Annotated in this window: 9 protein-coding genes; 3 read left to right on the top strand and 6 right to left on the bottom strand. The window is 71.1% G+C overall.

Features of this window, described 5'->3' with window-relative positions; translation table 11 throughout:
* Positions 1–57 precede the first annotated feature (57 nt).
* The 4 genes from E5082_RS28520 to proB all read right to left on the bottom strand — a co-directional run bounded on the left by E5082_RS28520 (position 58) and on the right by proB (position 3,755).
* Complete coding sequence (locus tag E5082_RS28520; protein ID WP_167514162.1) at positions 58–618, bottom strand: SCO2584 family spore wall biosynthesis protein; 561 nt, start codon at positions 616–618, stop codon at positions 58–60.
* 84 nt (positions 619–702) lie between these two features.
* Positions 703–1,989, bottom strand: a complete 1,287-nt coding sequence (locus tag E5082_RS28515) for a glutamate-5-semialdehyde dehydrogenase (protein ID WP_135794123.1) — start codon at positions 1,987–1,989, stop codon at positions 703–705.
* Between the two features lie 73 nt (positions 1,990–2,062).
* On the bottom strand, positions 2,063–2,488 hold the full coding sequence (locus E5082_RS28510) for a hypothetical protein (RefSeq protein WP_135794122.1): 426 nt from the start codon (positions 2,486–2,488) through the stop codon (positions 2,063–2,065).
* A gap of 160 nt (positions 2,489–2,648) precedes the next feature.
* The gene (gene proB / locus E5082_RS28505) at positions 2,649–3,755 is read right to left on the bottom strand and encodes a glutamate 5-kinase (RefSeq protein ID WP_135794159.1); all 1,107 of its coding nucleotides are present in this window, start codon (positions 3,753–3,755) and stop codon (positions 2,649–2,651) included.
* A 185-nt stretch (positions 3,756–3,940) separates the two neighbouring features.
* Here proB and E5082_RS28500 point away from each other — a divergent pair, with 185 nt between their 5' ends.
* Positions 3,941–4,651 carry a L,D-transpeptidase family protein gene (locus tag E5082_RS28500; RefSeq protein WP_373309989.1) on the top strand — a complete coding sequence of 237 codons (711 nt, stop codon included), beginning with the start codon at positions 3,941–3,943 and terminating at the stop codon, positions 4,649–4,651.
* Positions 4,652–4,719: 68 nt separating this feature from the next.
* On the opposite strand, the gene galE is transcribed toward E5082_RS28500, so the two are convergent.
* Complete coding sequence (gene galE / locus E5082_RS28495; RefSeq protein WP_135794120.1) at positions 4,720–5,691, bottom strand: UDP-glucose 4-epimerase GalE; 972 nt, start codon at positions 5,689–5,691, stop codon at positions 4,720–4,722.
* 280 nt (positions 5,692–5,971) lie between these two features.
* Between galE and E5082_RS28490 the strand changes: the two genes are divergently transcribed.
* Together E5082_RS28490 and E5082_RS28485 are read left to right on the top strand one after the other, a co-directional pair.
* The gene (locus E5082_RS28490) at positions 5,972–8,203 is read left to right on the top strand and encodes a bifunctional glycosyltransferase/CDP-glycerol:glycerophosphate glycerophosphotransferase (protein ID WP_135794119.1); all 2,232 of its coding nucleotides are present in this window, start codon (positions 5,972–5,974) and stop codon (positions 8,201–8,203) included.
* 27 nt (positions 8,204–8,230) lie between these two features.
* Complete coding sequence (locus E5082_RS28485; RefSeq protein ID WP_135794118.1) at positions 8,231–11,794, top strand: bifunctional glycosyltransferase/CDP-glycerol:glycerophosphate glycerophosphotransferase; 3,564 nt, start codon at positions 8,231–8,233, stop codon at positions 11,792–11,794.
* Positions 11,795–11,890: 96 nt separating this feature from the next.
* On the opposite strand, the gene E5082_RS28480 is transcribed toward E5082_RS28485, so the two are convergent.
* Complete coding sequence (locus E5082_RS28480; RefSeq protein WP_229918687.1) at positions 11,891–13,951, bottom strand: glycosyltransferase family 4 protein; 2,061 nt, start codon at positions 13,949–13,951, stop codon at positions 11,891–11,893.
* Between the last annotated feature and the right edge of the window lie 62 nt (positions 13,952–14,013).

Raw genomic sequence — 14,013 nt, 5'->3', positions numbered from 1 at the left:
AACGCGCTGGTACGCGACAACTTCTGACAGGTTCCCACCAAAAACGCCGGGCCGGCGTCAGGGGGCGGGCGGGATCGCGGAGACGGCCGGCCGGGACTGCTCGGCGGTGAGGGAGGGCACGGCCGCGCCGTCCCGGCCGAGGCCGGTGGAGGCGGGCGCGGGTACCTGGTCCCGGCTGCCCGAGGAGGCGCCCCGGTAGACGGCGGCGAAGGCAAGCGCGACCATGCCGACGCCCATCACCACGGCGAGCAGCCAGGCCACGGGCCGGTGCCAGCGCAGGCCCGCCAGGGGGCCCTCGTGGCCGTCGTGGGCGTAACGGCCGTCGAGATCGTCGTCGTCCAGGTCGTGGCCGAAACCGCTGCCCTCGGGGCCGTAACCCTCGTCGTAGGGGTCGGCGGGGGCGTGGGTGCGGCGGGCGTCGGTCTCGGACGCCTCGGCTCTTGCCTCGGCGGCGGCGAGGAGGCGCTCCACGGCGGTGGGCTCGTGGACGGTGGCGGCGGCGACGAAGGCCGCGTCGAACACCACGGAGGCGAACTCTTCGTCCGACATTCCGCGGTCGTGGTCGTCGTCGGGCTCCCAGCCGTCAGGGAACGGCGTGCCCCCCACGTCCTCCGGCACGGGTCCAGAGTAGACCTGGGGGGTCAATTTGGGCAGACGGTATGGAAATTCGTCCGTCGTCCCGTGGCCTTCCGGTGAAGGTGCTCAGGGGCGTACGTGGCCGTCGCCGGTGACGATGTACTTGGTGCTGGTCAGCTCCGGAAGGCCCATGGGGCCACGGGCGTGCAGCTTCTGGGTGGAGATGCCGATCTCCGCGCCGAAGCCGAACTGGCCGCCGTCGGTGAAGCGGGTGGAGGCGTTCACGGCGACCGTGGTGGAGTCCACCAGTCGGGTGAAGCGCCGGGCCGCCTGCTGACTGGTGGTGACGATCGCCTCGGTGTGGCCGGAGCTCCACAGCCGGATGTGCTCGACGGCCTTGTCGAGGGAGTCGACCACGGCGGCGGCGATGTCGTACGAGAGGTACTCGGTCTCCCAGTCCTCCGGCACGGCCTCCACCACGGTCGCCCTGGTGCCCTCGGCGTGGGCCAGGACGCGCGGGTCGGCGTGCACGGTGACCCCGGCCTCGGCGAGCGCGTCCAGGGCGCGGGGCAGGAAGGCGGCGGCGATGTCCTGGTGGACCAGGAGGGTCTCGGCGGCGTTGCAGACGCTGACCCGCTGGGCCTTGGAGTTGACCAGGATGTCGATCGCCATGTCGATGTCGGCGTGGGCGTCCACGTAGACGTGGCAGTTGCCGGTGCCGGTCTCGATGACGGGGACGGTGGACTCGCTGACCACGGTCTGGATCAGGGAGGCGCCGCCGCGCGGGATGAGCACGTCGACCAGGCCGCGGGCGCGCATCAGCTCGTGCACGCTCTCCCGGCTCTCCCCCGGCACGAGCTGGACGGCGTCGGCGGGCAGCCCGGCGCCGCCCACGGCGTCCCGGATCACCCCGACCAGGGCGGTGTTGGACTCGTAGGCGGAGGCGGAGCCGCGCAGCAGGACGGCGTTGCCGGACTTCAGGCAGAGCGCGGCGGCGTCGACGGTGACGTTGGGCCTGGCCTCGTAGATGATGCCGACGACGCCCAGCGGGACGCGCACCTGGCGCAGGTCGATGCCGTTGGGCAGGGTGTTGCCCCGGACGATCTCGCCGACCGGGTCGGGCAGCTTGGCCACGGCGCGCACGTCGGCGGCGATGGCCCGGACCCGCTCCGGGGTGAGGGTGAGCCGGTCCACGACGGACTCGCTGGTGCCGTTCTCCCGCGCCCTGGCCACGTCACGGGCGTTGGCGGCCACGATCTCGGCGGTCCGGACCTCCAGCGCGTCCGCGACGGCGAGCAGCGCGTCGTCCTTGTCGGCGCGCGGCAGCGGCGCGAGGTCGGCGGCGGCCGCCTTGGCCCGGTAGGCGGCCCGGGTGACCGGCGAGAGGGAGTCGTACGGGGAGAGCGTGGTCATGGGGGAAGGGTAGTGCGCGGCCTTCGGCCCTCAGGGGCCGTCCCGTACCGCGAGACGGGGCGGAAGGAGCCCGTCAGAACGGGTGGACCCCTACGGGGGTGGCCGGTGCGGGCCCGTAGCCCTCGGCGATGCGCTGGTGGTAGGTCTCGCGGTCGACGACCTCCAGACCGACGATCTCCCAGGGCGGCAGCCCGGCGGTCTGCCGGTGCTCGCCCCACAGCCGCAGCGCGACGGCGGCCGCGTCGTGCAGGTCGCGCGCCTCCTCCCAGTACCGGATCTCCGCGTGGTCACCGGCGTATCTGCTGGTCAGGAGGAAGGGGTGGTCGTGCGCGAGCTGCTCCAGGGCCCGCCGCAGGTCCTGTACGGGGACTCGCTCCCCGGAGACGCTGAGGGTGACGTGCCACAGGCGGGGCAGGTCCTTGGGCTCCTCGTAGGTGTCCCCGGCCGCGACGCTCGTCAGAGCACCGCGGGACGCCGCCCCGGGACGGACTCGTCTCACGACGGCCTCCTTCACGCATGGCCCCTTGACGGAACGTGTCCCTTCAACACGCCCCCGCATCAAAGTTGAGCAGGCCGCTGGGCTCCGCGTGGCGGTTTTACGGAACGTCCCCCACCGGGGTCGTCAGGTGTGCCGGGCTTTTCCGGCGCCGGGCCGGCGGTCAGGGGTGCAGGAGTACCAGGTCGTCCCGGTGGACGACCTCGCGTTCGTAGGCCGGGCCCAGCTCGCGTGCCAGCTCGCGGGTCGAACGCCCGAGCAGCTGGGGCAGTTCCCTGGCGTCGAAGTTCACCAGCCCCCGCGCCACCGCGTGCCCCGCCCGGTCCCGCAGCTCCACCGGGTCCCCGGCGCTGAACTCGCCGGTGACGGCGGCGATCCCGGCCGGCAGCAGGGAGCTGTGCCGCTCGACCACCGCACGCACCGCGCCGTCGTCCAGGGTGAGGGAGCCCTGCGGGGTGGAGGCGTGCTGGAGCCAGAGCAGCCGGCCCGCCGAGCGCTTGCCGGTGGGGTGGAAGCAGGTGCCGGTGTCGCCGCCCGCGAGGGCGTCGGCGGCGTGCACGGCGTTGGTGAGCACCACGGGGATGCCCGCGGCGGCCGCGATCCGGGCGGCCTCGACCTTGGTGACCATGCCCCCGGTGCCGACGCCCGCCTTGCCCGCGCTGCCGATCTCGACCCCGTCGAGGTCGGCCGGGCCGCGCACCTCGGCGATGCGGGAGGTGCCGGGGCGGGCGGGGTCGCCGTCGTAGACGCCGTCGATGTCGGAGAGGAGGACCAGCAGGTCGGCGTGGACGAGGTGGGCGACGAGGGCGGCGAGGCGGTCGTTGTCACCGAAGCGGATCTCGTCGGTGGCGACGGTGTCGTTCTCGTTGACGACCGGGAAGGCGCCCATCGCCAGCAGCTTGTCCAGGGTGCGGGAGGCGTTGCGGTGGTGGGCGCGACGGCTCATGTCGTCGCTGGTGAGCAGGACTTGGCCGACGCGGACGCCGTAGCGGGCGAAGGAGGCGGTGTACCGGGCGACCAGCAGGCCCTGGCCGACGCTGGCGGCGGCCTGCTGGCGGGCGAGGTCCTTGGGGCGGCGGTCCAGGCCGAGCGGGGCGAGTCCGGCGGCGATGGCGCCGGAGGAGACCAGCACGATCTCCTTCTGCCCGCCGCCGCGCGCCTTCGCCAGTACGTCCACCAGCGCGTCCACGCGGTCCGCGTCGAGTCCGCCGGCGGCGGTGGTCAGCGAGGAGGACCCCACCTTGACGACGATCCGCCGGGCGTCGCCCACGGTCTGCCTTGCGCTTGCCACCTTGCCCGCTGTCCTCTCACCCCGGTCCGTGTGCCCGCAATCTACGGGAATGCCGGTGGCCGGTGCATACGGGTTTCAGCAGGCGGACGGCGGGTGCGGTGAAGGTACGGGGTGCGGACGGGGCACGTTCTGCGACCATGGAGCCCATGCGAAAAGGCGGTGCGGTGCGAGCGGTTGCGGCTGCGGTGGGCGGGGTGTTGCTCGTCCTCGGGGCGACGGGGTGCGGGGGTGCGGAGAAGAAGGACTCGGCTTCCGCGCGGGCCCAGGGCGACAGAAAGGCCCCGGAGGCCGATCTGAAGCGGGTGCCCGGCGTCGGTGACCGGCTGTGGAAGCGCGTGCCCGGGGAGTCCCGGCAGGTGCTGGTCGTCTCCGGCGAGGGGCGGAACTCGGCCGACTCGCACGCGGCGCTGTACACGAAGCAGGGGTCGACCTGGACGCGGGAGCGCGCCTGGGCCACCCACAACGGCCGCAAGGGCTGGACGACCGACCACCACGAGGGCGATCTGCGCAGCCCGGTCGGGGTGTTCACCCTCAGCGACGCCGGCGGGGTGCTGGCCCAGCCCAAGGCCAGGCTGCCCTACACCGAGTCGGCCGCCTTCCAGGCGCCGCGCTACTGGAAGAAGTCGTACTGGCACGACTTCGACCTCGTCATCGCCATCGACTACAACCGCGTCAAGGGCACCCCGCCCAACGACCAGACGCGCCCGCAGGGGCAGTCCAAGGGCGGCGGCATCTGGCTGCACATGGACCACGGCAGCGGTACGTCGGCGTGCGTGAGTCAGTCGAAGGCCGACATGGAGTACCTGCTGCGCACACTGGACCCGAAGTGGCATCCGGTCGTGGTGATGGGCGACGCGGCGGATCTGAAGGTGTGAATCCGCAGGTGGGAAAACGGTGAAGCGCCGGTGCGTGGGTCCGCGCCGGCGCTTCTCGCTGTCCGGGATCAGCCGTGGCGGTGGCGCCAGCCCTGCCAGGCGGAGTCGATCATCTCGTCCAGGCCGTGCCGGGCCGTCCAGCCCAGCTCGGCGTGGATGCGGTCGGCGGCGGCCACCACACGGGCGGGGTCGCCGGCGCGGCGCTCGGTGACCTCGGGCGTGACGTCCTCGTTGCCGGTGGTCTTGAGGATGCGGTCCACCATCTCGCGGACCGAACTGCCCTCGCCCCGGCCGATGTTGAGAACCAGCGAGGTGCCCTCGGCGGCCTCGCGCAGCCGGACGGCGGCGGCCTGGTGGGCGGAGGCGATGTCCTGGACGTGGATGTAGTCCCGTACGCAGGTGCCGTCCTCGGTGGCGTAGTCGTCGCCGAAGATGCGGGGGGCCTCGGACGCCTCCAGGCGCTCGAAGACCATGGGGATGAGGTTGAACACACCCTCGTCGGAGAGTTCGGGGGCGGCCGCTCCGGCGACGTTGAAGTAGCGCAGGCTGACGGCGCGCAGGCCGTGGGCGCGGGCGGCGGCCGCGATGAGCCACTCACCGACGAGCTTGGTCTCCCCGTAGGGGCTCATCGGGGCGCACGGGGTGTCCTCGGTCACGAGGTCGACGTCGGGCATGCCGTAGACCGCGGCGGAGGAGGAGAAGACGATCCGCTCCACCCCGGTGGCCGTCATGGCGGCGAGCAGGGTCTGCAGGCCCGTCACGTTCTCGCGGTAGTAGTGGAGCGGACGCTCGACCGACTCCCCCACCTGCTTCTTGGCGGCGATGTGCACCACGCCGGTCACGCCGTGCTCGCGCAGGGTGTTCTCGAGCAGTTCCTGGTCCAGCACGCTGCCCACGACCAGCGGAACCCCGGCGGGGACCCGGTCGGCACTGCCCGTCGACAGGTCGTCGTACACGACGACGCTCTCGCCGCCCGCCGTCATCGCGCGCACCACGTGCGAGCCGATGTACCCGGCGCCTCCCGTGATCAGCCAGCTCATTCCAGGGCCTCCTCGAAGTTCCTTACCGGCAGCAGACTCCTTGATGGTCCGGGGAAAATCGAATCCGACATCCCGTGACGGACATTCCAAAAAGGGACGTCAGCGGAGATATGAGATGGACCACTTCGCGCGGCGGAAAGGAGCGATTCGCGCTGCGGGAGCGTCCTTGTACTCTGTGGCGGCGGCACGATTGGGCCCGTCGGCGGACAGAGTTCACTCAGAGTTCACTCCGGTCCCGGCCCACACTCACGTGATCGGTTCTCGGAACAGGTTGTAAAGGATGCCCAAACTCTCTCTCGTCGTCCCTGCGTACAAGGTGCAGGCGTACCTCGCGGAGTGCCTCGACTCGATCCTCGAACAGGATTTTCCGGACTTCGAGGTCATCGCCGTCGACGACTGTTCCCCGGATGCCTCGGGCGCCATTCTCGATGAGTACGCCGAGCGTGACCCCCGTATTCACGTGATTCACCTCACGGAGAACGTGGGCCTCGGCCGGGCGCGCAACGCGGGCATGGAAAAGGCGACGGGCGAGTACCTCCTGTTCCTCGACAGCGACGACACCCTCACCGAGGGCGCGCTGCGGGCGATAGCCGGGCGGCTCGAGGCCGCCGGTGACCCGGAGATACTCGTCTACGACTACGCGCGCAGCTACTGGGACGGCCAGGTCCGCCCGAACATGCGCGCCGCCCTGCTCCGCCCCGACGGCCCGGAGTCCTTCCCGCTGTCCGAGCGTCCGCAGTTGCTGGATCTGCTCCAGATCGTCTGGAACAAGGCGTACCGCCGCGACTTCGTCCTCCGCATGGGCCTGAGCTTCCCGCCCGGCTACTACGAGGACGCCCCCTGGACGTTCTGCTCGATGATCAGCGCCGAGCACATCGCCCTGCTGGACCGGGTCTGCGTGATGTACCGCCAGCGCCGCGAGGGCGGCAACATCCTGAAGACGGTCAGCCGCAAGCACTTCGACGTCTTCGACCAGTACGGGCGCATCTTCGGCTTCCTGGACGCGCACCCCGAACTCGACCAGTGGCGCGGGCCGTTGTTCCGCAAGATGGTCGACCACTACCTGACCGTCCTCACCAAGCCCGGCCGGCTGCCGCAGAACGCGCGGGCCGAGTTCTTCCGCCGCGCCTCCGCCGACTACCGCGCGCGCCTGCCCGAGGGCTTCGTCCGGCCCGGCGGCAACCTCGGCCACAAGTACGCGATGCTGGAGCGGGGTTCGTACCTCACGATGGCGAGCGCGCTGGGCGCGGTGAGGCTCCGCCAGGCGGTCCGCCGACGGGCCCGCACCACCCTGAACCAGTCCAAGCGCAACGCGATGGGCGTGTTCTACCAGTCGCAGCTCAAGCTGCCGCTGGACGAGAACCTGGCGCTGTTCTCCGCCTACTGGAGCCGCAGCGTCTCCTGCAACCCCGCCGCCATCGACGCCGAACTCGGCCGGCTGGCACCGCATGTGCGCCGGGTGTGGGCGGTCCAGGCGGACGCGGTGGACCGGGTGCCGGCCGGACACGAGTTCGTGCGGGTCGGCTCGCGCGAGTACTGGTCGGTGCTGGCCCGCGCCAAGTACCTCGTGAACAACGTGAACTTCGCGGACAGCGTGGTCAAGCGCGAGGGCCAGATCCACCTCCAGACCCACCACGGCACCCCGCTGAAGACCATGGGCCTGGACCAGCGCAAGTACCCGGCGTCCACCAACATGAGCTTCGACAAGCTCCTGGAGCGCTGCGACCGCTGGGACTTCAGCCTCAGCTCCAACCGGTTCTCCACCACGGTGTGGGAGCGGGTCTACCCCTGCTCGTACGTCTCGCTGGAGACCGGCTACCCGCGCAACGACATCCTCGTCAACGCCACCGCCGAGGACGTCCGCCGGGCCCGCGCCTCCCTCGAACTCGCCGACGGCACGAGGGCGTTCCTCTACATGCCGACCCACCGCGAGTACCAGGCCGGCTTCACCCCCAGCCTCGACCTGGTCCGGCTCGCCGACGAACTCGGCCCGGACGTCACGCTGATGGTGCGCGGCCACTACTTCTACGGCAACTCCCCGCACGTGGAGGAGCTGCGCCGCAGCGGCCGTATCGTCGACGTCTCGGGGCACCCGCGCGTGGAGGAGCTGTACCTCGCCGCGGACGCCCTGATCACGGACTACTCCTCCGCGATGTTCGACTACGCGGTGCTGGACCGGCCGGTCATCATCTACGCCTCCGACTGGGACATCTACTCGGCGGTGCGCGGCACCTACTTCAACCTGATGGAGGAGCCGCCCGGCGCGGTGGCCACCTCGCAGGCGGAGCTGATCAGGCTCCTCGAATCGGGCGAGTACGACGGGCCGGAGGCGGCCCGCTACCGTGACCGGTTCCGCAGGCGCTACTGCGAATTCGACGACGGCCACGCGGCCGAGCGGGTGGTGCGCCGGGTCTTCCTCGGCGAGGAGGACATGCTGCCCCTCGTCCCGTTCGCCGACCGTCACCACGCACCGACTCCCGCGCAGGCGCTCGAACCGCTCGAGCGGGCCTGACCACTCATGAGGAGAGACAACCCGACCATGGCCCCTCGGCTCAGTGTGATCGTTCCCATCTACAACGTGGAGCGCTACCTGCCCGCCTGCCTCGACTCGCTGGCGGCGCAGACCTTCCAGGACCTCGAGGTCCTGATGGTCGACGACGGTTCGCCCGACGACTCGGCCGCGATAGCCGCCGAGTACGCGGCCCGCGACGAGCGGTTCCACCTCATCCGCAAGGAGAACGCCGGTCTCGGCGCGGCCCGCAACACGGGCATCGCGCACATGTCCGCCGACGCGGAGTACCTGACCTTCGTCGACAGTGACGACGTCATCCCGCCGGACGCCTACCGGCTGATGGTGAGCAGCCTGGACGAGACCGGCTCGGACTTCGCCACCGGCAACGTCTTCCACCTCAAGGGCGAGCGCTCCTGGCAGGTGCCGCTGCTGAGGATGCTGGCCGGCGAGGCCCGCAAGCGCACCCACATCTCGAAGATCCCGAAGCTGGTCGCCGACCGCATCGCCTGCAACAAGGTCTTCCGCCGGACCTTCTGGGAGGGCCAGGGCTTCTCCTTCCCCGAGGGCATCCTGCACGAGGACATCCCGGTGGTGCTCCCGGCGCACTACAAGGCCGAGGCGATCGACATCATCGGCGAGCCGACCTACTACTGGCGGCTGCGCGAGGGCGAGTCGGCCCCGTCGATCACCCAGCGCCGCCGGGAGCCGCAGGCCATCCGCGACCGGGTCACCGCGGTCAGCATGGTCAGCGACTACCTGGCCCAGCAGCCCGGCGCCGAGTTCGCCGAGTACAAGCGCCAGTACGACGACCGCGTGCTCCGCGACGACCTGCGCCTGTTCCTGCGGGTCGTGCCGGACGCGACCGCCGAGTTCCACGAGGCGTTCCTGGAGGCGACCAACCGCTTCCTCGACACCATCGACCCGAAGATCGTCATGGCGCTGCCGACGGACCTGCGCGTCCAGTGGCTGCTGGTGCGCAAGCACGCCATGCCCGAGCTGATCGCCCTGCTGGCCTCCCAGCGCCGCAAGGACCCGGTCGAGGTCTCCGGCACCTTCCGCAAGTACGCCAGCTTCCGCACGCTGGAGGAGAGCGGCTTCGAGCTGCCCAAGGCGGCGCTGCGCATCGACGGCGACCTCGGTCTGCGCGCCCCGCTGCGCGCGGCGACCTGGCGCAACGGCAAGCTGCTGCTGTCCGGCGACGCCTACATCGACAAGATCGACATGTCGGCGAAGCGGAGCAGCCTGAAGGTCCTCCAGCTCAAGCGGTCCGGTTCGCGCCAGCGCATGTTCCTCCCCGCCAAGAACGTCTACCGCCCGGAGACCACCACCGACTCCGGCCAGAAGCGCTACAACTACGACTGGGCCGGCTGGGAGCTGGAGCTGGACCCGGCCAAGCTGCGCAAGGGCGGCGCCTGGCGCGAGGGCCTGTGGCACGTCGGCATCAATGTCTACGCCTCCGGCCTGGTGCGCCGCAGCGCGGTGTGGGCGCGCGGCGGCTCGGCGGCCAACTTCGCGCCGTACCAGTGGCTCGACGACGACTTCCGGATGCTGCCGGTCGTGGAGCGCGGCGCGCTCAAGCTGCGCGTGGAGAAGGTACGCGCGCTGATCACCGACCGCCGGCTCACCGCGGACTCGGTCGAGATCGACGGCGAGCTGCGCACCGACCTGAAGTCCGGCGAGACGCTGTCGCTGCGGCTGACCAACGCCAAGAGCGGCGAGGTCCGCTGGTACCCGATCGACGTCGGCCGGGCGGGGACGCGCACCACGTTCCAGAGCCGGGTGCCGCTGGCCGACGTGGTGCTGCTGGCCAGCGAGGACGTCGACGACCACGCCCAGCCCGAGCGCCGGCTGTGGAGTGTCGCGCTGCTGGCCAAGTCCCCGGACGGGACGCAGCGCCAGTTCGGCAGTGTCATGAGCGAGGGCCTCGCGGACCTCTCCGCCGACGTGCCCGAGTCCTTCGGCGCGGCCGGTGCCAACCGCGAGGTCGCCCTGATCTCCGGCAACAACGGCTATCTGAAGATCGTCGGCCGGGTGCGCCGGGCCGTGCTGACCTCGGTCGCCGTCCGGGAAGGCAGGATCGCCGTCGGCGGCCGCGCCTCGCGCGAGCTGATCGGCTCCGAGCTGGTACTCAAGGCCAGCAACCGCTTCGACGAGCGCAAGGCGTCGGTGGACTGGGCGGACGACGGCACCTTCACCGTCTCCTTCGACCCGTCCGTGATGGGCGGCTCCGGCGGGGTCCCGCTGAAGGCCGGCCGCTGGAACCTGCTGCTGCGCAGCGAGAACGAGAGCGTGCCGGACGCCGAGTTCGTCATCGACCGGCTCGCCTCCGCGCAGTTCCCGCTCCACACCGAACTGGGCGGCCGCCGCTACTGGTTCGAGAGCCGCTGGGGCGACTTCCCGCAGCTCAACTGCCGCTCGGAGCTGACCGACCTGGAGCGCGGCCCGTACCGCATGCTCCAGTTGCGCCGCGAGGTGTACGAGCCCGGCCGCGAACAGCCGCTGCGCGACCAGGTGTTCTTCCTCAGCTACAACGGCAAGCAGTACTCGGACAGCCCGCGTGCCATGCACGAGGAACTGCTGCGCCGGGGCAGCGACATGAAGTTCCTGTGGGCCGTGCGCGACGGCCAGGTGGTCCTGCCGCCCACCGCCGAGAAGGTACGCATGTGGGGCCGGGAGTGGTTCGAGGCGCTGGCCACCTCGCGCTACATCGTCACCAACGGGCACCTGCCCGAGTGGGTGGAGCGCCGCCCCGGCCAGGTCATCGTGCAGACCTGGCACGGCACCATGCTGAAGAAGATCGGTCACGACATCGAGACCCTCTACTTCGACCGCGAGTACCAGAACCGGCTGGCACTGGAGGCGAAGAACTGGAGCCTGCTGGTCTCCTCCAACCGCTTCTCCACGCCGATCCTCAAGCGCGCCTTCTCCTACGACGGTGAGATCCAGGAGGCGGGTTACCCCCGCAACGACTACCTGTACTCCCCGGACAAGGACAAGATCGCGGCCAAGGTCCGGGAGTCGCTGGGCATCCCGAAGGACAAGAAGGTCGTGCTGTACGCGCCGACCTGGCGCGACGACCAGTCGCACAGCGCCGGCCAGTACCTCTTCGACCTGCGGATCGACCTGGAGGACGCGCGCCGCCGCCTCGGTGACGACCACGTGTTGCTGATCCGCCGCCACTCCAACGTGGTCGACGCGGTGCCCGGCGCGGGCAACGGCTTCGTCTTCGACGCCTCGGAGTACCCGGACATCGCCGACCTGTACCTGGCGGCGGACATCATGATCACCGACTACTCGTCCGTGATGTTCGACTACGCCCACCTCAAGCGGCCGATGCTCTTCTTCACGTACGACCTGGAGCACTACCGCGACAAGCTGCGCGGGTTCTACTTCGACTTCGAGAAGGACTCGCCCGGCCCGCTGATCGACAACTCCGAGGACCTGGTGAGCGCGATCCGCGACATCGACACGGTGTCCGCGGAGTACCAGGAGCGGTTCGACCGCTTCCACCACCTGTTCTGCGACCTGGACGACGGCCACGCCTCGGCGCGGGTCGTGGACCGGATGCTGGAGCAGGCCAAGGAGCTCTGAGCCGGAGCGCGGGAAGGGGCCGGGCCCGGAGGGAATGTCCTCGGGGCCCGGCCCCTTTGCCTTGTCGTCCCGCTGTGCCTTGTCGTCCCGGTGGGCTCAGAGGCGGACGGTCTTCACCGCGAACTGGCCGGTCAGGGTGAAGTAGGGCCGCAGTTCGGTCTCCCGGCGGCGGACCTCCGGCTTCGGTCGCGGGGCCGGCTTCAGCACCCGCCTGGCCTCCCGGAGGGCACGCTCGCCCAGAGAGAAGGAGCGCTCCTGGAGGGCGCCGGCCACGGCCTCCTCGGTGACGAGCACCGGCCTGGGCAGCACGAACACGTCGATCGGGCTGAGCACGTCGGTGGCCAGCTTCGCCAGCGCCACCCGCTCGGCACCGGCCGCCGGGCGCACCCAGAAGTCCCAGACGATCTCCGAGCCCGCCCCGCCGGTGTGCTCCTCCGCCAGGGCCGCGCAGTCCACCACGGCGGTGACGGTGCCGTCCCCCGCTCCCTGGAGCGGGAAGGCCAGCACACGCTTCTTGTCGCGCCGGTGCACCGCCTCCAGCACCGCGCCCTCTCCGGCCTCCACGCCCCACAGGCCCGCCCGCAGCCGCAGGGTCCGCTCGTCGACCTCGACGATCCCGGCCTCGGCGTGCGTCGCGCGCAGCACGCTGCGCACCCGCAGCCGGCCCTCCTGGTCCCGGTGGGGCAGCAGCAGCGCGAGCGACGGGCCCTCGGTGCGGGGCAGTCCGACCGCGAGGAGGTCCCGCGTGTCGCAGCCGTAGCCGTCGGCGAACAGCGGCACCTCGGCGCCCGCCGGGGTGGCGAGGGCCAACTGCCAGGTGCCCTGCGGGAGTCCGCCGTCCCAGGGCACGAGCGCGTCGCCGCCGGGGGTCAGCGCGAACCGGCGCTCCTCGGGGGCCTTGCCCTCCTTGCGCAGCACCAGCTCGGCGCCCTCGGCGCTCGCGGGCAGCGGGCCCACGGCGATGTGCAGGCTCCCCCGCTCGTCGGCCCGTACGGTGGCGTCACGGGGCAGTTCCTTGCGGGCGTACGCCTGCGCGAGGATCTCCTCGAACCGCTCCCGGCTCGCCGTCTCCTGGAACCGCTCGGCACCGGTCACCGCGGCCTCGGCCATCTTCAGCCGCAGCTCGTCGTCCCGCACCAGCCGCAGTACGGCCTGCGCCATGGCGTCCACGTCGCCGCACGGCACGATCAGTCCGTCCTCGCCGTCGGTGAGGATGTTGCGCGGGCCGTGATCGGCGTCCGTGCTGACGACGGGCAGCCCCGCGGCCATGGCCTCCACGATGACGTTGCCGAACGCCTCCCGCTTGGAAGGGAGCACGAAGATCGACCCCTTGCCGAACTCGGGCGTCACCGGCGCGGCCGGGCCCATCAGCAACACATGGTTGGACAGACCGAGTTCATGGACACGGGCACGCAGGCGCGCCTTCTCGGCACCGCTGCCGTAGATCCGCAGCGTCCAGTCCGGGGCCTCGGCGTGCACCTGCGCGAACGCCTCGACGAGCAGCGCGTGGTTCTTGTTGTCGGTGAGATGGCCGGCGGAGATGACGACCTTGTTGGTGCCGCGCGAGCGGACCGGCGCGGCCGGCACACAGTTGGGCATCACCGCGAGCCGGTCGCGGACGCCGGGCACCTGCCCGGCGATGCTGTCGGCCTCCTCGGGGGTGAGCGCGGTCAGCGCGTCCAGGCGGAGGTAGGCGGGGAAGAGCTTCTTCTTCACGTCGTCGGCGTATATGAGCGGCATCGAATGCTCCTGGGCGACCCGCAGGAAGCCCCCCTGGGCGTGCGCCAGCAGCACGGTGATGCGCGGGTTGGAGCTGACCACCACATCCGCGTCGGTGGTGGCGAGGTACTCCAGCAGCCGCCGTTCGGCCAGCCGGCTCACCACCGGCTTCTTCACCCCGGCGTTGGGCGGGTAGACCAGCGTGAACCGGTCGGCCAGCGGATCGTCCACGTCCGAGACGGGCGAGTACGGGCGCAGGTCGGTCAGTGCCCGTACCGTCACCCGCGGGTCCAGCGGGAAGTACGACTCGTCACGGACCTTGCGCAGCGCGACGATCTCGACCTCGTGCCTCTCGGCGAGCGCCCCGGCGAGGTTCTGGGTCGCGCTCACCACCCCGCCCATGTGGCACAGGTCGCGGACCAGGAATGCGATCTTCACTGTGTGCTCTTCCCCCATGGCGCGTGAGCGCCTCCCGTGTTCCGGCTCAGGTGACTAGACGG

Source organism: Streptomyces griseoluteus, assembly GCF_004784465.1.
Lineage (GTDB): Bacteria > Actinomycetota > Actinomycetes > Streptomycetales > Streptomycetaceae > Streptomyces > Streptomyces griseoluteus.
Note: the sequence above shows the minus strand (reverse complement) of the source record. Positions and strands in the feature narration are given on the sequence as shown.